This window comes from Pantoea sp. X-Soil-ISGK-421 (assembly GCF_059730785.1).
Window position 1 is genome coordinate 2,781,407 of the sequence record NZ_AP035979.1, and the last position, 17,989, is coordinate 2,799,395.

Annotated in this window: 16 protein-coding genes; 5 read left to right on the forward strand and 11 right to left on the reverse strand. The window is 52.5% G+C overall.

The genetic code is table 11. From position 1 onward, the window contains the following. Positions 1-109: 109 nt before the first annotated feature. From AC6I8K_RS12900 to lrhA, 3 genes are all read right to left on the reverse strand, one after another. A complete protein-coding gene (locus AC6I8K_RS12900; RefSeq protein ID WP_007889318.1) occupies positions 110-790 on the reverse strand; it encodes a NuoB/complex I 20 kDa subunit family protein in 681 nt (226 codons plus the stop codon). 15 nt (positions 791-805) lie between these two features. Then, positions 806-1,249: an NADH-quinone oxidoreductase subunit A gene (locus AC6I8K_RS12905; RefSeq protein WP_064739331.1), complete on the reverse strand. Its 444-nt coding sequence runs from the start codon at positions 1,247-1,249 to the stop codon at positions 806-808. A gap of 660 nt (positions 1,250-1,909) precedes the next feature. Then, positions 1,910-2,833 (reverse strand): transcriptional regulator LrhA, encoded by a 924-nt coding sequence (gene lrhA / locus AC6I8K_RS12910; RefSeq protein WP_007889314.1) that lies wholly within the window; start codon positions 2,831-2,833, stop codon positions 1,910-1,912. Positions 2,834-3,800: 967 nt separating this feature from the next. On the opposite strand from lrhA, the gene AC6I8K_RS12915 reads away from it, so the two are divergent. Together AC6I8K_RS12915 and yfbR are read left to right on the forward strand one after the other, a co-directional pair. Next, a complete protein-coding gene (locus AC6I8K_RS12915; RefSeq protein ID WP_064739332.1) occupies positions 3,801-5,018 on the forward strand; it encodes a pyridoxal phosphate-dependent aminotransferase in 1,218 nt (405 codons plus the stop codon). Between the two features lie 122 nt (positions 5,019-5,140). Further along, a complete protein-coding gene (gene yfbR / locus AC6I8K_RS12920; RefSeq protein WP_064739333.1) occupies positions 5,141-5,740 on the forward strand; it encodes a 5'-deoxynucleotidase in 600 nt (199 codons plus the stop codon). Between the two features lie 27 nt (positions 5,741-5,767). On the opposite strand, the gene AC6I8K_RS12925 is transcribed toward yfbR, so the two are convergent. The 3 genes from AC6I8K_RS12925 to yfbV form a co-directional block, all read right to left on the reverse strand. Next, complete coding sequence (locus tag AC6I8K_RS12925) at positions 5,768-6,427, reverse strand: sugar phosphatase (protein ID WP_497826853.1); 660 nt, start codon at positions 6,425-6,427, stop codon at positions 5,768-5,770. Positions 6,428-6,441: 14 nt separating this feature from the next. Beyond that, a complete protein-coding gene (locus AC6I8K_RS12930; protein WP_064739335.1) occupies positions 6,442-6,936 on the reverse strand; it encodes a YfbU family protein in 495 nt (164 codons plus the stop codon). Between the two features lie 151 nt (positions 6,937-7,087). After that, positions 7,088-7,540: a terminus macrodomain insulation protein YfbV gene (yfbV, locus tag AC6I8K_RS12935; RefSeq protein ID WP_064739336.1), complete on the reverse strand. Its 453-nt coding sequence runs from the start codon at positions 7,538-7,540 to the stop codon at positions 7,088-7,090. A gap of 338 nt (positions 7,541-7,878) precedes the next feature. Between yfbV and ackA the strand changes: the two genes are divergently transcribed. Then, on the forward strand, positions 7,879-9,081 hold the full coding sequence (gene ackA, locus AC6I8K_RS12940) for an acetate kinase (RefSeq protein ID WP_064739337.1): 1,203 nt from the start codon (positions 7,879-7,881) through the stop codon (positions 9,079-9,081). A 73-nt stretch (positions 9,082-9,154) separates the two neighbouring features. Beyond that, a complete protein-coding gene (gene pta, locus AC6I8K_RS12945; RefSeq protein WP_483817794.1) occupies positions 9,155-11,299 on the forward strand; it encodes a phosphate acetyltransferase in 2,145 nt (714 codons plus the stop codon). Between the two features lie 60 nt (positions 11,300-11,359). Here pta and yfcD read toward each other — a convergent pair whose 3' ends face one another. Both yfcD and yfcF read right to left on the reverse strand, forming a co-directional pair. Further along, complete coding sequence (gene yfcD / locus AC6I8K_RS12950) at positions 11,360-11,905, reverse strand: NUDIX hydrolase YfcD (RefSeq protein WP_007889295.1); 546 nt, start codon at positions 11,903-11,905, stop codon at positions 11,360-11,362. A 110-nt stretch (positions 11,906-12,015) separates the two neighbouring features. Further along, on the reverse strand, positions 12,016-12,657 hold the full coding sequence (gene yfcF, locus AC6I8K_RS12955) for a glutathione transferase (RefSeq protein WP_483817795.1): 642 nt from the start codon (positions 12,655-12,657) through the stop codon (positions 12,016-12,018). A 204-nt stretch (positions 12,658-12,861) separates the two neighbouring features. On the opposite strand from yfcF, the gene AC6I8K_RS12960 reads away from it, so the two are divergent. Further along, complete coding sequence (locus AC6I8K_RS12960) at positions 12,862-13,758, forward strand: TIGR01777 family oxidoreductase (protein WP_483817796.1); 897 nt, start codon at positions 12,862-12,864, stop codon at positions 13,756-13,758. A 42-nt stretch (positions 13,759-13,800) separates the two neighbouring features. Here the strand turns inward: AC6I8K_RS12960 and AC6I8K_RS12965 are convergent, their stop codons facing one another. From AC6I8K_RS12965 to dalD, 3 genes are read right to left on the reverse strand one after another with little or no spacing between them, the layout of a single operon-like run. After that, the gene (locus AC6I8K_RS12965; protein WP_064739668.1) at positions 13,801-15,081 is read right to left on the reverse strand and encodes an MFS transporter; all 1,281 of its coding nucleotides are present in this window, start codon (positions 15,079-15,081) and stop codon (positions 13,801-13,803) included. A 22-nt stretch (positions 15,082-15,103) separates the two neighbouring features. Continuing rightward, complete coding sequence (xylB, locus tag AC6I8K_RS12970) at positions 15,104-16,573, reverse strand: xylulokinase (RefSeq protein ID WP_497826854.1); 1,470 nt, start codon at positions 16,571-16,573, stop codon at positions 15,104-15,106. 10 nt (positions 16,574-16,583) lie between these two features. Beyond that, positions 16,584-17,978, reverse strand: a complete 1,395-nt coding sequence (dalD, locus tag AC6I8K_RS12975) for a D-arabinitol 4-dehydrogenase (protein WP_497826855.1) — start codon at positions 17,976-17,978, stop codon at positions 16,584-16,586. Between the last annotated feature and the right edge of the window lie 11 nt (positions 17,979-17,989).

The window sequence follows — 17,989 nt, forward strand, 5'->3', positions numbered from 1 at the left end:
TCACCATTCCGGCCTGTAATCAGGCGCTCAAAAGAAGGCGTCAGGATGGCGGCGCACATTAAATTGTGGTGTTCTGCTGCGGCCGTGGCTCCATCCGTGTACGGGAAGCTTATACTTCGTCTGGCGTTCTCAGATTGGTGACGGCAATACGCTCGCCACGTTTTCTTTCGCGCTCTGGCTGCATATTGGCGCGATAAACACCCTGGTCACCAACAACCCACGACAGCGGACGACGCTCTTTGCCAATCGATTCACGTAACAGCAGCAGTGCCTGCATATACGCTTCTGGACGCGGCGGACAGCCCGGAATGTAAACGTCAACCGGCAGGAATTTATCCACGCCCTGCACCACAGAGTAGATGTCGTACATGCCACCCGAGTTAGCGCAAGCGCCCATGGAAATCACCCATTTCGGCTCCAGCATCTGATCATATAAACGCTGAATAACCGGCGCCATTTTGGTAAACGGCGTTCCGGCAATCACCATGAAGTCAGCCTGACGTGGCGAGGCGCGCATAACTTCAGCACCAAAACGTGCCACGTCATGCACAGCGGTGAAGGATGTGGTCATTTCCACGTAGCAACAGGAAAGGCCGAAGTTATACGGCCAAAGAGAGTTTTTACGACCCCAGTTCACCATGTCATGCAGGGCGTGTTCGAGCTTGCCCATGTAAACGCTACGGTGAACATGTTGCTCCAGCGGATCAGTAACAATTTCCTGTTTCTGCAGAGGATAACGATCATTATCGCCGCCCCCGTTCGGGTCTACGCGTGTCAGCGTGTAGTCCATCTTATTGCCTCGCTTTTACTGCTTATGAGGGTTGGTGTGGCTGTGACTGACCGGGATAGATTTGACCACTACGCGACGACGCGCAGGAGCCCAATCCAGCGCACCAATGCGCACCAGATAAACCAGGCCTGCCAAGAGCACCAAAATGAAAATTGCGGCTTCGACAAAACCGACCCAACCGCTTTCGCGAATGGAAGTCGACCATGCGTATAAATAGAGGGCTTCAACGTCAAATATGACGAAGAACATCGCAACCAGATAGAATTTTGCAGAGAGGCGAATATGCGTGTCACCGACCGACTCAATACCTGATTCGAACGGTGTGTCTTTGTGCCGCGCACGTGCACGACCACCTAAAAGCCAGCCACCGGTCAACATAAAGGCACATAGGCCGAATGCGATCACGATAAAAACAATAAATGCCCAGTGATGAGCGATCACTTCTGTAGTTGTCGACATACTCTTTGCTTACTCATCAAAAGTGGTGATGGCATCCTGCACTGTTGCAGCAAACACACCACATCGATTCAAGGGAAGGATAAAAAACCTTATAAATTTTGCTGTCATTAGCAATAAAGCAGCAATTTTATAGGGGTTTTTACTCCTTTCTATAACCTTTTGTCAACTTTGACAAAAGTATCCAAACATTATTTTACAGCTGCATCATATTATTAACATTCAACCCCATAAGCGCCAGCTAAATCGCTTCAGTTTGTGAGGTTAATTTTAGTGTAGCGGGTATTCACATGCATGGATCGTGCATTTAACAATCATATTTTGACAGGTCTCGTCCGAGATTCCCCCCCCTTATCAGGGGTATTTTTTTGATCTAAAGCACAGAACTGGGTTTTATGCTGCAAAAAACAGCGGAATGGACAGGCAAATGCCCTGGGAAAGTTGGCACGAATTGATAAAAACATTCCATGCCGGATAAAAATGGAACAAATTTCATTTTTAAGAATGCGAGTGAAATCTTTTTTAGAAAATTACGTCAGAAAAGGCCAGTTAAGTACCAAAAAAAAAGCCTTAGCAGGCTATCACCACACTAAGGCTCATTTTTGTCTATTTTAACAATTAACTGATATTCCATTCGCGAGGAATTACCAGCAACTGTAATCCCTACTCTTCATCATCCAGCAACAGTGTACCGTCTGGATTTGCACTCAGGTTGTAAGGATCATTGGTGGACTGCATGGCGTTGAAAATGGCCAACGCCAGTTCGTTATCGCTATCCGGATTGCGGCACAGCAGATACTGAGTGTCAGGCAGGACAGGCAAACCTTCTGCCGCTCCCATAACACGCAGTTCTGGACTCATCATTTCCACTGGACGCGCGGTCACACCCAAACCAGCCTTAACCGCCGCACGGACTGCTGCCAGCGTGGAGGCAACATACGAGATGCGCCATGGAATCCCAGCCTCGTTGAGGTGATCGATTGCCATATCGCGATACGGACTTGGCTCATCCAGCAGAACCAACGGAATGGCTTCTCCGCGCTGGAAAATATAATCCGCCGCGCAGTACCACAATGTTGGAGAAGTACGCAGTACCTGATGGGTAAAGTTTCCAGGACTGGACGTAGTCACTACCAGATCAACTTCACCTTGATTCAGCATTTCCATCATGAACGGGTTGCGCTTGACACGAACATCAATGGCCAGCTTCGGATAAACCGACGTTACGCGATTAAGCAGGAACGGCAGAATAGTATCTGAGGTATCATCTGAGGCGCCAATGGTCAGAACGCCCTGGATGTTGCTGTACATTAAAGAGGTGCAAGCTTCGTCATTAAAACGAAGGATTTTCCTGGCGTAACCCAGCAGTTGAATGCCATGCTCCGTCAGCAATTTATTACGTCCATGTCTGGCAAACAGCTCTTTACCTACCAATTGTTCCAGACGTTGCATCTGCTGGCTCACTGCTGACTGCGTTCTGCATACGGCGGCAGCGGCTGCTGCAAAAGTATTCAGATCGGCAACGGCAACAAATGTACGCAGCAGATCGAGGTCGAGATTCAGTATCGGACGATTTGCATTAGTCATGTTTTTTCTTCACTTATAAGATTTTTTAAAACTACTACCCTGGTGTATTACCCGACTTATCAAAGAGATAAGAGGCAATGGTGCTTAATGACAGCCCTGTGTGGAGCTGCCATAAAAAATTTTGTCAGGCGGATGCCGACGATCGCACCACTCTGATATCAGAGCAGCGTCGTCATTATAGACAGCAGAACTTCTGGGCAGAAAACGTAAGTCGTACAGGTGCTGGAAGCTGCGTAGTTGTCTATATATCCCGCGTAAAGTCCCTGCGGGTTAAAAAGAAATAACATCATGTTATGTAGATGCGAAGCGATAAAGTGCATCAAATAATAAATTATACTTAATCATTTTTACGCTATAAATGGAAATGTTTTTGTTCAAAACATCGCAATTTTTGACCAAAAGCCTTTTCGTACACATCCTGCCATAACACTGCTCTTTTTTTAAGCCCCCCAGGTTCTGAATCTTAAACCTCTGCGTTAAAGTTACAGCACAAATGCTATTTTACGCGTGTTTAACACCGGGTTAGCTCTGATGATGGTGCTTAATCCTGCCGTCAAAAAGTGAATGAGAATGAACTGTATTTAGTAACGCCAGCCAGAGCTTAAACACCAATGAACATTTATTCGCCATATAACAAGTTTCATTTAACTATTTCATTAGGTCGCTAATCTATTTTTAGGCCAATAGTCCCTGAAAAATTTCTGAATAGTCATCGCTCTCCATGGAAGAGGGCTTTTACACCCCAAATCCATCTTACCAGTGTTTAATCTCATTATTTTTCACATTAGTGGGTGAATGAACCAGATTAGTGGGATTTCAATGGTTTTTACGCCATGTGACGCTGGAAAAAATGGCAAACGCGCCAAAACCAAGCGCCGCCCTTCTTTTGTTAAGATGAGAAGAGTAAATTGGGCAAGTTTGATTTTCGGTGGCAGGTTAAAGGACTCTGCCCATAAAGGCGGTAACGATGAATTTTCAAATTGATAAATCCGGCAAGCTGGAAAATGTGTGTTATGACATCCGCGGGCCGGTACTGAAAGAAGCTAAACGTCTCGAAGAAGAAGGTAATAAAGTTCTCAAGCTGAATATCGGCAACCCTGCCCCGTTTGGTTTTGAAGCGCCTGATGAAATTCTGGTAGATGTCATTCGTAACCTGCCGAGCTCGCAGGGTTATTGCGACTCAAAAGGGCTGTATTCAGCGCGTAAAGCGATCATGCAGCATTATCAGGCGCGTGACATGCGCGATGTGACCGTTGAAGATATCTATATTGGCAACGGTGTATCGGAACTGATTGTGCAAGCGATGCAGGCCCTGCTCAACAGCGGCGATGAAATGCTGGTGCCCGCACCTGATTATCCGTTATGGACGGCCGCAGTTTCATTGTCGAGCGGCAAAGCGGTGCACTATCTTTGTGATGAGTCAGCAGGTTGGTTCCCTGATCTGGATGATATTCGTAGCAAGATCACGCCGCGAACGCGTGGCATTGTCATCATTAACCCAAATAACCCGACAGGCGCGGTTTACAGCAAAGCGTTGTTGCTAGAGATTGTTGAAATTGCGCGCCAGCACAATCTGATCATTTTCGCCGATGAAATCTACGACAAGATTCTCTACGACGAAGCGCAGCACCATTCAATTGCAGCACTGGCACCCGATCTGTTAACCGTAACCTTTAACGGCTTGTCTAAGACCTACCGTGTGGCGGGCTTCCGTCAGGGCTGGATGGTGCTGAACGGTCCAAAGAAACACGCGAAAGGTTATATTGAAGGGCTTGAGATGCTGGCGTCAATGCGCCTCTGCGCCAACGTTCCGGCGCAACATGCTATTCAGACAGCGCTCGGGGGCTATCAAAGCATCAGCGAATTCATTGCGCCCGGCGGGCGGTTGTATGAACAACGTCAGCGTGCGTGGGAATTGATTAACGATATTCCTGGCGTCAGCTGTGTGAAGCCACAAGGTGCGTTGTACATGTTCCCGCGCATTGATGCCAAGAAATTCAACATCTTTGACGATCAGAAGATGGTGCTGGATTTCCTGTTGCAAGAGAAAGTACTGCTGGTTCAAGGTACCGCTTTCAACTGGCCGTGGCCGGATCACGTGCGCATCGTGACGCTGCCACGCGTGGACGATTTGGAAATGGCCGTCAGCAAGTTTGGTCGTTTCTTGCAAGGGTATCGCCAGTAATATGTGACACCTGTATATCCGTCGTCATTCAAGTCCCCTCATGGGGACTTGAATTATTTAGGGTATAGTTACCGTATTTCGGGGAGAGTTCACTCTCTCTGCCATGCGCACAGGAACCGTCCATGACTCGTAGCCATTTTTTTGCCCACCTTTCCCGTCTCAAACTGATCAATCGCTGGCCATTGATGCGCAATGTGCGCACCGAAAATGTCTCCGAACACAGCTTGCAGGTTGCGATGGTTGCCCACGCCTTAGCCATCATTAAAAACAAAAAATTTAATGGCAACCTGAACGCCGAGCGCATCGCCATGCTGGCGCTGTATCACGATGCCAGCGAAGTGCTGACTGGAGATTTGCCCACGCCAGTGAAGTACTATAATGCGCAGATCGCGCATGAATACAAAAAAATTGAGAAGATTGCGCAGCAGAAACTCATCGATATGCTGCCCCCCGAATTGCAGGATGCTTATCGCCCATTGATTGATGAACATTTGCACACTGAGAGTGAGCAATCCGTGGTGAAACAAGCAGATGCACTCTGCGCCTATGTGAAGTGTCTGGAAGAGCTATCGGCGGGCAATAACGAGTTTTTGCTGGCCAAAGCGCGTCTGGAAAAAACCCTGTCGCAGCGGCGATCGCCGGAGATGGATTATTTTGTCGAGGTATTTATTCCCAGCTTTAGCCTGTCGCTCGATGAGATTTCACAAGATACACCGCTATAAAAAAACGGGCCGTATTGGCCCGTTACTTCATTCAGTAATAGAGAGCGTAAATTCGCCATCACTCTCTTTCCTCACCATTACAGGTTCGAGCGTAGCCACGCGGAAGGTCACTTCATTGAGGCGCGGCGCATCGGCAGGCGCGTTCATCGCAATCACTGCACTGCCAGCGTCCAGACCTGAAAGTATGCCCGCAGGTGCATCCTCCACCACGACGCACTGCGTTGCTGAAAGCCCTAACCGTTCGGCACCCAACAGATAAGGCTCTGGATTCGGCTTACCGTGCTTAATGTTCTCAGCAGTAATAAATACGTCTGGCATCGGTAGATTGGCTGCTTTGTGGCGTGCGTGAGCGACCGGAATCGAACCTGAAGTCACAATAGCCCACGGGATCTGCAACTCGTTCAACGTGTTCAATAACGCTAACGCACCGGGAATAGCCTGGACGCCTTGCGTGTCTTCCGCTTCTAAGCGTTCAAGCCAGAGAAATTCCGCCTGGATCGCTTCTTCCGATTGTCCTGCCATAAAATGGCGCAGCGAATTTATAGCAGGCTTCCCATGTATATAGCTCAGCACCTCTTCAGCCGAAAAGCCGTGACGCTCGCCCCACAGTGACCATGCGCGAACCACTGCCGGCAGTGAATCTACCAATGTGCCGTCTAAATCAAACAGAAAACCCTTGTACTTCACGCGTCGCTCCTTATTCAGGCATTGATAATCTGCGCGATTTCATTCGCGCTAAGATGATATTGACGCGGACAAGTGTGCCACACCGTTAGCATGCGTTGGTATTTTTCCCACATCGGCGTTTGGGCATTAAAGCCGTGCGTGCCGGAATCAAAGTGGGTATAGCGCCCTTCAACATTCACCATAAAGCGCACATAACCGAGATAACGTGCTTCAGTCGCGGCATCAAAGCCAAGAAAAGCCAGGCGACGTTCGTCAAGGGAGCTGGCATCTTTGAGGTTCGACCAGGAAACATGTAGTGCGTGATGCATTTCCATAATATCGATGAGCAGGCGACAAGTCGCTTCGGTAAGCTCGCCAAATTCCTTATCCAGTTCACGTAACTGTAAGCCATAGCCGCGTTCAATGATGGTTTGATAACGACGATAGCGCTCAGCGTTATCGGGTTCGAGCATTGCCATCATTTTGTATTGATTGGAGAGGATGAGTCGTTGTGCGTGGGTCATTTCCATGGTTTGCTCCCGGACCTGAGCGGCCGCTTAAGATTTAAACAATGTAGAAATGATTACACAAGTTAAGTGATGCGTATCTGCCCGCATCACTTTTCTTTGATTTGAACCGGGATTTGGCTCAAATTCTCTGGCAGGTAAAAGCGTTAGCGGATCAAAGATCGTCGAGGAAAGTACGATCAAGCTGTTTAAAAGCGCGCTTTAATACATCGGCGAGCGACTGATACGTCGGCTTACCATCGACAGGAGCAATCGCCTGCCCCGCCTCTTCCAGTTTGGTACGCACTTCATGGAACCACTGCAGCAGCGTCGGCGGCAACGGCGTCACGGAACGTTTACCCAACCACCACAAACCTTGCATTGGCAGGCTGCAAGCAAACAACGCGGTGGCTATTGCTGGGCCAAGTTGTCCACCCAATGCGATTTGCCATGTAAGGGTGAAAATCGCCAGCGGCGGCATAAAACGAATGGCAAAGCGGGTTGCATTTACCACACGATTTTCGGGAAACACCGGCGCCAGGCGCTTGTCTGCAGGCCAGGTCTTCATGTATCGCTGTCCGCGCTGGAACAATCTGAACCAACCGGGATTGTCTGTCTCATTCGCCATGATAGACCTCAACTAAATCTGCAATATTTAAAATAAACCGATAACTACACAACTTTACGTGACATCCTTCAAAAGTTTTTGTCTTTGCGGGTGACAGTGAGTATTCTGACGCCGTTTCAATGACACTACCGGAAGCTTTAGTTCAATAAAAGAGCGGCCAGAGCCATGTTTTACTAAGTGCTTATCAAAAATAAGCGTAAAATCACCAAAATTTTTTGCAAGTCAGTGAGTTTTTGACTAGCACATGATGTTTATCATTAACCTACCAGCTTTCATGGGCTACGCTGTTAGTCTGATTGCGTTTTTTTTAGCCACTATTTAACCAAATAGGTACTTCCATGTCGACGAAGTTAGTTCTGGTTCTGAACTGCGGCAGTTCTTCACTTAAGTTTGCCATCATCAACCCTGTTACCGGTGACGAATACCTGTCCGGTTTGGCTGAGTGTTTCCATTTACCGGAAGCACGCATTAAGTGGAAACTGGATGGCAGTAAACAAGAAGCACAGCTTGGTGCGGGTGCGGCACACAGCGAAGCACTGAACTTCATGGTTAAAACTATTCTGGCACAAAAACCAGAGCTTTCGGCACAAATCGCTGCAATTGGTCATCGTATCGTTCACGGCGGCGAACAGCTGACTAAATCGGTCATTATCGACGAGTCGGTTATTCAGGGCATCAAAGATGCGTCTTCCTTTGCGCCACTGCACAATCCTGCACATCTGATCGGTATAGATGAAGCGCTGAAAAACTTCCCGCATCTTTCTGATAAAAATGTGGCGGTTTTTGACACGGCGTTCCATCAGACAATGCCGGAAGAGTCATATCTCTATGCTCTGCCGTACAAACTGTATAAAGAACACGGCGTTCGTCGCTACGGCGCACACGGCACCAGCCACTTCTATGTGACGCAGGAAGCCGCCAAAATGCTGAACAAGCCCGTTAGCGAATTGAACATCATCACTTGTCACCTCGGCAATGGCGGTTCAGTCTCCGCTATCCGCAACGGTCAATGTGTTGATACGTCAATGGGCTTAACGCCATTAGAAGGTCTGGTCATGGGCACCCGCAGCGGTGACATTGATCCTGCCATCATCTTCTTCCTGCATGACGCGTTGGGCATGAGCGTTGACGCCATTAACAAACTGCTGACCAAAGAGTCTGGTCTGTTGGGTCTGACTGAAGTCACCAGCGACTGCCGTTATGTTGAAGACAACTACGCCACCAAAGACGATGCCAAGCGTGCAATGGACGTCTTCTGCCACCGCCTGGCGAAGTATATCGGCAGCTACACTGCGCTGATGGAAGGTCGTCTGGATGCCGTGGTATTCACCGGTGGTATCGGTGAGAACGCCGCGATGGTGCGCGAACTGGCACTGCAGAAACTGGGCCTGCTTGGCTTTGACGTTGATCACGAGCGCAACCTGGCAGCACGCTTCGGCAAATCCGGCTTCATCAATAAGGAAGGCACTCGCCCGGCCGTGGTGATCCCAACCAACGAAGAGTTGGTGATTGCTCAAGACGCCGCGCGTCTCACCGCTTAAAAACACTTCTCTCCGTCAGCTTAGGCTGACGGAGTTGTTTTAGACAGTCTGCAACACCTGAGAGGTTTCTATCGTGTCACGTACAATTATGCTCATTCCTACCGGCACTAGCGTCGGCTTGACCAGCGTCAGCCTTGGCGTGATCCGTGCCATGGAGCGCAAAGGCGTGCGCCTGAGCGTATTCAAGCCTATTGCCCAGCCACGTGCGGGCGGCGATGCGCCAGACCAAACCACCAGCATTATCCGTAAAAGCTCCGCGATTCCTGCTGCAGAACCACTGCAGATGTCACGCGTTGAGTCGCTGCTGGGCTCTAACCAGCAAGACGTGCTGATGGAAGAGATCATTGCCAACTACCACGCGAACGCAAAAGACGCCGAAGTGGTACTGGTTGAAGGACTGGTACCCACGCGCAAACATCAGTTTGCTTCCGCGCTGAACTATGAAATCGCTAAAACCCTGAACGCCGAAATCGTCTTCGTGATGGCGCTAGGCAACGATTCTCCGGCGCAGCTGAAAGAGCGTATCGAACTGTCGCAGAGCAGCTTCGGCGGCAGCAAGAACAAAAACATCACTGGCGTGATCATCAACAAACTGAATGCGCCGGTGGATGAGCAAGGCCGTACGCGCCCGGATCTGTCAGAGATTTTTGATGACTCCTCTAAAGCCAGCATCGCCAACATTGATCCTAAGCAGCTGTTTGCCAACAGCCCGCTGCCGGTGCTGGGTTGTGTGCCATGGAGCTTTGACCTGATCGCCACCCGCGCCATCGACATGTGTCGCCACCTGAATGCCGACATCATTAACGAAGGTGAGATCCAGACGCGTCGTGTGAAATCGGTGACCTTCTGTGCACGTAGCATTCCACATATGCTGGAGCACTTCCGTCCGGGTTCACTGCTGGTCACTTCCGCCGATCGTCCTGATGTACTGGTCGCCGCTTGTCTGGCCGCAATGAACGGCGTGGAAATCGGTGCGGTGTTATTGACCGGTGGTTATCAAATTGAAGCGCCGATTGCGCGCCTGTGCGAACGTGCGTTCCAGACCGGTTTACCGGTATTCATGGTGAAAACTAACACCTGGCAGACGTCGCTGAGCCTGCAGAGTTTCAACCTTGAAGTCCCTACTGACGATACGCAGCGCATTGAGAAAGTGCAGGAGTACGTTGCCAGCTTCATCAATGAAGATTGGGTTGAATCACTGACCGCAACGTCTGAGCGCAGCCGTCGTCTCTCTCCACCTGCATTCCGCTACCAGCTTACCGAGCTGGCGCGCAAAGCCGGCAAACGTATCGTGCTGCCAGAAGGCGACGAACCGCGTACCGTCAAAGCGGCGGCGATTTGCGCCGAACGCGGCATCGCCACCTGCGTACTGCTGGGCAACCCGGACGAGATTCAGCGTGTTGCTGCGGCCCAGGGTGTTGAACTGGGTAAAGGCATCGTGATCGTTGACCCAGAAGTGGTACGTGAAAATTATGTGCCACGTCTGGTTGAGCTGCGTAAGAGCAAAGGCATGACCGAAGTGGTCGCGCAGGAGCAGCTGGAAGATAACGTGGTGCTCGGCACCATGATGCTGGAGAGTGGCGAAGTTGACGGCCTGGTATCCGGCGCGGTTCACACTACTGCGAACACCATTCGCCCGCCGCTGCAGTTGATCAAAACCGCGCCAAACAGCTCACTGGTCTCTTCCGTGTTCTTCATGCTGCTGCCTGAGCAGGTTCTGGTGTATGGCGACTGCGCCATCAACCCGGATCCGAACCCGGAACAGCTGGCAGAAATCGCGATTCAGTCGGCCGATTCAGCCAAAGCCTTCGGTATCGATCCACGTGTGGCGATGATCTCCTACTCAACCGGTAATTCGGGTGCCGGTAGCGACGTTGAGAAAGTGCGTGAAGCAACGCGCATCGCTCAGGAAAAACGTCCTGATCTGGTAATCGATGGTCCGTTGCAGTACGACGCCGCGATCATGGAAGACGTTGCGAAATCCAAAGCGCCAAACTCGGCGGTTGCCGGTCGCGCTACCGTGTTCATCTTCCCGGATCTGAACACCGGCAACACCACCTACAAAGCGGTACAGCGTTCTGCCGACCTGATCTCCATCGGACCGATGCTGCAAGGCATGCGTAAGCCGGTGAATGACTTGTCGCGCGGCGCACTGGTTGATGACATTGTCTACACCATTGCCCTGACGGCGATTCAGTCGCAGCAAGCAGAAGGTTAATCCCTCTCGCTAAAAGCAAAAAGGCGCCAATTGGCGCCTTTATTACAGCTGCAGCGGGATTTACGCTTCGCTGCTCTGCTTACGACGTGCGGCATCGCTGTTACGGCTCAGCCACAACGACAGCGCTTTAAGCGAATCATCGGTAAACTCATCGCAGCGCGCAGTAATCTCTTCCGGCGTCATCCAAAAGATCTCATCTACTTCCTCTTCCTGCATCGCGAACGGGCCATGTGAGACGCAGCTGAACAACCCGCCCCATACGCGGCAATGCTGATCTTCGAAGTAGAACTGTCCGTGTTCGGCGAACGGAACGGCAGCGATACCTAATTCCTCTTCCGCTTCACGACGAGCAGATTCCAGCAGGTCTTCCCCGCTCTGCACTACGCCACCGGCAGTGGCATCAAGCATACCCGGCATGAAGTCTTTAATTTCAGTACGACGCTGCACCAGAATTTTGCCCATGCCATCATGCACCACAATATAGGTGGCGCGATGACGCAGACACTGCGCACGCATCTGCGCACGGCTGGCCTGCGCAATGACTTCGTTCTCTTCGTTAACGATATCAACCCACTCGATACCGTCACCTGCCGTTTGATCCACCATCCGTAACCCTTTTCTGTTTTCGGCGTGCCCAGCACGCGCCTGTTGTCATGCTTTATTAGAATCTGCCGTAAGGTAAAGCGTTCTTTTCGCCATCGCAAGGCGCATCGTGCTCAGCGTGTTTTACCGGATTCCGCTAACCAGAGTTGCACCGAAGCACGCTGCCACTGGAACTCAGCATAATGTTGCAGTTTCACCGGAAGCGCATCACCGTGCAGCGCGAGACGATTGATCATCACGGCTAAATCGGTATCCGCAATCGACCATTCGCCAAACAGGTTTTGCTGTCCATCGGGTAACAGTCGCTGCACCGCCGAAACCAGTTTGCTGGCGGCCTGCTCACCCGCTGGCGTGAGCGCTGCAAAGCGTTCTCCGGCAAACAGCACTTCGGTAGGACGCTCAGAACGCAGCGCCATTAAATCGCTGCGCAGCCACGCCTGTACTTCGCGCGCATGCGCACGTTTCTCGCGGTCGCGGGGATACAGTCGCTCGAACTCTGGCGCCGGGAAACGCTCTTCCAGATACTCGGCAATCGCTGAAGATTCCGTCAGCACCACATCATCAATTTGCAGTGTAGGCACGCGGCAGGTTAGAGACAGCGCGCGGTAATCATCATGCCACTGCGCGTTTTGTGATAAATCGACGCGTTTAAGCGTGAAGGGAATGCCCTTCTCGGTTAGCGCAACATAAACCGACATGGCGTAAGGGCTGAAAAAGCAAGAATCTGACCACAACGTAATGGATGGATAATTCATTGGCTGCCTCAGGAAAGCGTCAGGTGTGCATCATGTTTACCGATTTTTATTTGCTAAGGCAATGGTGCGCTGGTCGGATCTTTACCCGCTAAGGCCAGCGCTGACTACGCCTTTTTATTCATAAGCGTAAGCCCTGTCACGCTGCAAGCACGCTTCTCTTCTATGCTCAATCTGAGCAGATAAAAAATGACAAGGAGGCTCAACATGCATTTACTTATCACCGGCGGTACCGGCCTGATTGGCCGCCATCTGATCCCGCGCTTATTGCAACTCGGGCATCAGGTGAGCGTCGTCACGCGCGATGTCGCTGCGGCACGCGAGAAGCTCGACGCCAATGTGGCGCTGTGGTCCGGCATCAATCAGCAAACCGATTTAAATGGCATTGATGGGGTGATCAATCTCGCGGGCGAACCGATCGCGGATAAACGCTGGACCGAACAACAGAAACAGCGACTCTGCGAAAGTCGCTGGCAAATTACCGAGCAGCTGGTATCGCTGATTCACGCCAGCAGCCAACCACCACAGTTTTTGATTTCCGGCTCGGCTACCGGTTTTTACGGCGATACCGGCGATCTGGTGCTGACCGAAGACGATCCTGGGCACGATGAATTTACCCATGCGTTGTGTGCACGCTGGGAGCAACTGGCATTAACAGCGCAAAGCGATCGTACACGCGTTTGCCTGCTGCGCACCGGCGTGGTGCTGGCAAAGGAAGGCGGCGCGTTATCGAAGATGAAGCTGCCGTTTAAGCTTGGCGTAGGCGGCCCGATTGGCAGCGGTAAACAGTATTTACCGTGGATTCACCTCGACGATTTGGTTAACGCGATACTGTGGTTAATCGATCATTCTGAACTGCGCGGCCCGTTCAACATGGTTGCGCCCTACGCGGTCCGCAATGAACAGTTTGCCGCCACGCTCGGGCATGTGATGCATCGTCCCGCCTTTATGCGCACGCCCGCCAGCGCCATCAAGCTGATGATGGGCGAATCAGCGGTGTTGGTGCTCGGCGGCCAACATGTGTTGCCAAAGCGGTTAGAAGAGTCAGGGTTTGGTTTTCGCTGGTACGATTTAGAAGAAGCGTTGCGGGATGTCGCCGGTTAGCCAGGTCGTTGTAGGGTCGCCATTTATGGCGACCTGGCTCCATTAACTCCGCTGTTGCGCGACACGTGATTTCAACTCAACCGGTTCGCGAGTCTTTCCCGGCTGCGGCACGCGAATGATAAAGGTCAGCACCCCCGCAAAGAGATACAATCCGGTATACGCCCACACCACGCCTACAATATCGAAAAACGGCAGCATCACCGAAGCGATAGCGGGCGCAACAAAGTTACTCAACCCGGCCGACAGGTTGTAAATCGACACGGCCGCCCCTTTGTGATGTGGCTCCAGCGTCGGGAATACGGCGGTCATTGGCACAAAGGCCGCGACAAAAATCCCCAACATCACTGCAGGAATCAGCGCCACCCAGAAGTTATGTCCGGCATACAGCGGCAGGTAATAAAATGCCAGGCTGGAGATCGCCATGCCGAGGCAGCCAAACCAGCGCACCTGACGAATCCAACCCAGCTTCTCGCCCGTTATGCCCCAGAAGATGTTGGTAAAAATGGTGACGAAGAAAAACACCGCCCAGATTTGCAGCCACTCGGAAAGGGTGAAACCAAGACGATCAACGAACAGCAGTGGCATGATGATGGCAAAACCAAACAACGACAGCGTATTAATGATGCGAATCAAACAGGCATAAAACACGTGCTGATTGGTAAACAGAATGGTCACTGCCCGCGACATCTCCGTCATTTTGTCACGCAGCGGCAAATTGACGCGCGACCGGTCAACCGGCACATGGCGCAAACTGAAATAGGCCAGCACACCACCGCACGCCACCCAAATGATCGCCAGCCACAGCGTACCGGTTTCACCGAGCATCGGGATAGTGAGACTCGGCAAATAACTGCCGACCACGCCGATTCCAACCGAATACATCGCCCAAAACCAACCGGTAGCGGCCGCCAGTTTTTCGCGCGGTAGTACCTGCACCAGCATCATCATGAATGAATAGATAAATAGCGGATACGCCAGGCCGCGAATACCGTAAAACAGCACCATCAGCGGATAGTTACGCATTCCCAGGCCAAGCGACATAAACAGCGTGTGCATGACGATCCACAGTACGAAGCCAATCATCATCGCGCGCTGCGGTGTTATCAGTTCCGCCACCACGCCCGATGCCCACGCTGCCAGCGCCGCCGCCAATCCGTAGAAAGTAAACACCACCGCAGACTGCGCCGGGGTGAAGCCCATATCGGTAATATGGCGCGACAGGAATGCCATTTCGAAGCCGTCGCCTGCCATAAAAATAGCGATAGCGAGGAAGCCCCAAAACATCTTTTTCGGCAAGCCAAACCAGTAATCATTTGATTGCATCTCAATCATCCTCTGTTTGGAATTATTGGGGCAGCAGCGCGCGTGCCTGTTGCTGTTGCGCATAGAGCGCGCGGAACAGCTGCAATCGCTGTTGCAGCACGGCGCCGCGTGCGGCATCCGGCTGATAACGCGCCTGTAGCGGCGGTTTAAGACACACTTCATTTTCTGCGCCGCCAACGGCCAGCCACGCCAGACGCGCGGCACCCAAGGCGCCCGAGGCGCTGGCAGGATGCGTGACGATCGGCAGCTGAAGCACATCAGCAATCAGCTGCGCCCACAGCGTGCTGCGCGCCCCGCCGCCGGTCAGACTGCACTGCCGAATCTGCCGCTGTGCATCACCGAGCACCGCGAAACCATCAGCCAGACCAAAAGCCACGCCCTCAATTACCGCATAGCCAAGTAGCGCACGCGGCGTTTCGTGGCGCAGATTAAAGAAAGAGCCCGAAGCATCAGGATCGTTGTGTGGCGTGCGTTCGCCGGAGAGATACGGCAGGAAAACTGGCGCATAGCGTCGCTGTTCCTCGCTGAGTTGCGCCATCTCATCCATTAGCTGGCTTTCCGTAACAGACAGTAAATTGCACAGCCAGCGCAGGCAGCTGGCGGCACTGAGCATCACACTCATCTGATGCCAGCGTCCGGGCAAAGCGTGGCAGAAGGCGTGAACGCCCGATTGCGGATCGGCCCGTAAACGATCGTTAACCACGAATATCACGCCAGAAGTACCGAGTGAGATAAAGGCATCGCCCGGATTGACCGCGCCGACGCCCACCGCCGAGGCCGCATTATCGCCGCCGCCGCCCGCCACGCTAACCGACGCCGATAAACCCCAGAGAGTTGCCAGCTCGCTCTTGAGCGTGGCGCTCACTGCGCTGCCCTCGACCAAATCCGGCATGTGGGCGCGCGTCAGTCCGGTGATGGCTAACAGTTCGTCGGACCAGTCGCGCTGTGCCACGTCAAGCCACAGCGTGCCTGCCGCATCAGAAGGTTCACTGACAAACTGTCCGGTCAGGCGCCAGCGCAGGTAATCTTTTGGCAACAGCACTTTGTCGATGCGCTGGAAAATCTCCGGCTCATGTTCCGCCACCCAACGCAGTTTTGGCGCGGTAAAGCCTGGCATGATCATGTTGCCACTTAGCTGCATCATTTCCGGATGTTGCGCACTGAGCGCTGCACATTGTGGTGCGCTGCGCGTGTCATTCCACAGGATGCATGGACGCAGCACTTCGCCTTGCGCATCCAGCAATACCGCACCGTGCATTTGCCCTGACAAAGCGATGGCACGGATCTCACGCCAGGCCTGTGCGTCCTGCTGGCGCAATTCGGCGAGGACGTCACCGCACGCTTGCCACCAGCGCTCGGGATCCTGTTCAGCCCAGTGCGCATGCGGACGCTGTACATTAAGCGTGGCGTGATGGGAGGCAACAATATCGCCCTGTGCGTTGATGATCAGCGCTTTGAGTTCCGAGGTGCCAATATCAATTCCAAGATACATGATGCGCTCCTTACACCGCGGCCAGCGTGCGTTCCGGCTGTTTCAGCCACTGCTGCAGGTCTGCTACGGTGCGCGTCATCAGCGCATGAAACGCCTTGTCCTGTGCCAGTTCGCCAAACAGCGCACTATCGCTCAGGAAAGCGGTAAGTGCATCGGGACGGCTAAACTGCTGACGCAACGCATCCGTCTGCAACACGCCATCCTGATAGGTGTAAGGCAGGTCATCATTAGCCCAACGTTGCAGGAACAGGAAGAACAGCGCAGGCAGCACGGCAGTCGCCGCCGGTTCTGCCCCGCGCTGATAGCATTCGCACAGCGTTGGCGTCACCATGCCGGGGATTTTCGACAAACCGTCCGCGCCAACACGCTGATTGGTGTCTTTGATAAAGGGATTGCTGAAACGCGCCAGAACCACATCGCGATAGTCGGCCAAATCCAGCGGGCTTGGCGACAGCGATGGCATCACATCCTGTGTCACGTAGTCATAAGCTAATTGATAAATCGCCGGCTGACGCATGCTGTCATCAATGTGATTGAGACCAATCAGCGTGCCTGCCCAGGCAATTGCCGCATGCGTGGCGTTGAGAATGCGAATTTTCGCCTCTTCCCACGGCAATACCGATTCCACCAGCTCAACGCCAACCTTCTCCAACTGCGGGCGACCGGCAATGAAGTCATCTTCAATCACCCATTGAATAAAGGATTCGGCCATTACCGCCGCACCATCATCTTTACCCGTGGCGGCTTTGACGCGCTCAGCCACATCGGCGGTTGGCCGCGGCGTAATGCGATCCACCATGGTGTTTGGCGACGTAGTATTTTCTCGCACCCAACTCGCTAATGCGTTGTCGCCTTTGGCCGTAAGAAACGTGAGGAAGCCTTGACGGAAGCGTTCGCCGTTATGGCGCAGGTTGTCACAGTTGAGCAGCGTGACAGGCGCACCACCGTTGGCCAGGCGGTGCATGAGAATGCGCGCCAGTGCGCCATAAATCGTGCGGATGTCGCCGTTTATATCGGCCTGCACATCAGGCTGCGTGAGGTCGAGTTCGAAATTAGGCGTTAAATAGTAACCGGCTTCGGTGACGGTAAAACCTATCACGCGGGTTTCACTTTTCGCCCCCTGCTCAACCAGCGCGCTGATGTCGCTGTCCCACGGCAGAATTTTGCGCAGTGAAGTGATGGTTTCGTAATCACGTTCGCCTTCTGGTGTCACCGTCTCCAGCACATATTCGCCATTTTGCGCAGCAAGTTGTTTCAGCAGCGGTGCCGCATCGTTACGGATATTACCCAGCGCAATGCTCCAGCTCTCATCGCCCTGCTCGCGCAATTTATGCAGATACCACGCCTGATGCGCTCGGTGGAAAGAACCTGCGCCGATATGCATCCACACTGATTGATTGGTCATCTTCGCCTCAA

What these genes read in the sequence shown, in the direction of transcription:
- yfbV (WP_064739336.1), bottom strand. Translation starts at nt 7,540, where the DNA reads ATGGCGAATGAGACAGACAATCCCGGTTGGTTCAGATTGTTCCAGCGC.
- ackA (WP_064739337.1), top strand. Translation starts at nt 7,879, where the DNA reads ATGTCGACGAAGTTAGTTCTGGTTCTGAACTGCGGCAGTTCTTCACTT.
- xylB (WP_497826854.1), bottom strand. Translation starts at nt 16,573, where the DNA reads ATGTATCTTGGAATTGATATTGGCACCTCGGAACTCAAAGCGCTGATC.
- AC6I8K_RS12900 (WP_007889318.1), bottom strand. Translation starts at nt 790, where the DNA reads ATGGACTACACGCTGACACGCGTAGACCCGAACGGGGGCGGCGATAAT.
- AC6I8K_RS12915 (WP_064739332.1), top strand. Translation starts at nt 3,801, where the DNA reads ATGAATTTTCAAATTGATAAATCCGGCAAGCTGGAAAATGTGTGTTAT.
- AC6I8K_RS12960 (WP_483817796.1), top strand. Translation starts at nt 12,862, where the DNA reads ATGCATTTACTTATCACCGGCGGTACCGGCCTGATTGGCCGCCATCTG.
- yfcF (WP_483817795.1), bottom strand. Translation starts at nt 12,657, where the DNA reads ATGAATTATCCATCCATTACGTTGTGGTCAGATTCTTGCTTTTTCAGC.
- AC6I8K_RS12905 (WP_064739331.1), bottom strand. Translation starts at nt 1,249, where the DNA reads ATGTCGACAACTACAGAAGTGATCGCTCATCACTGGGCATTTATTGTT.
- yfbR (WP_064739333.1), top strand. Translation starts at nt 5,141, where the DNA reads ATGACTCGTAGCCATTTTTTTGCCCACCTTTCCCGTCTCAAACTGATC.
- AC6I8K_RS12930 (WP_064739335.1), bottom strand. Translation starts at nt 6,936, where the DNA reads ATGGAAATGACCCACGCACAACGACTCATCCTCTCCAATCAATACAAA.
- lrhA (WP_007889314.1), bottom strand. Translation starts at nt 2,833, where the DNA reads ATGACTAATGCAAATCGTCCGATACTGAATCTCGACCTCGATCTGCTG.
- dalD (WP_497826855.1), bottom strand. Translation starts at nt 17,978, where the DNA reads ATGACCAATCAATCAGTGTGGATGCATATCGGCGCAGGTTCTTTCCAC.
- AC6I8K_RS12965 (WP_064739668.1), bottom strand. Translation starts at nt 15,081, where the DNA reads ATGCAATCAAATGATTACTGGTTTGGCTTGCCGAAAAAGATGTTTTGG.
- yfcD (WP_007889295.1), bottom strand. Translation starts at nt 11,905, where the DNA reads ATGGTGGATCAAACGGCAGGTGACGGTATCGAGTGGGTTGATATCGTT.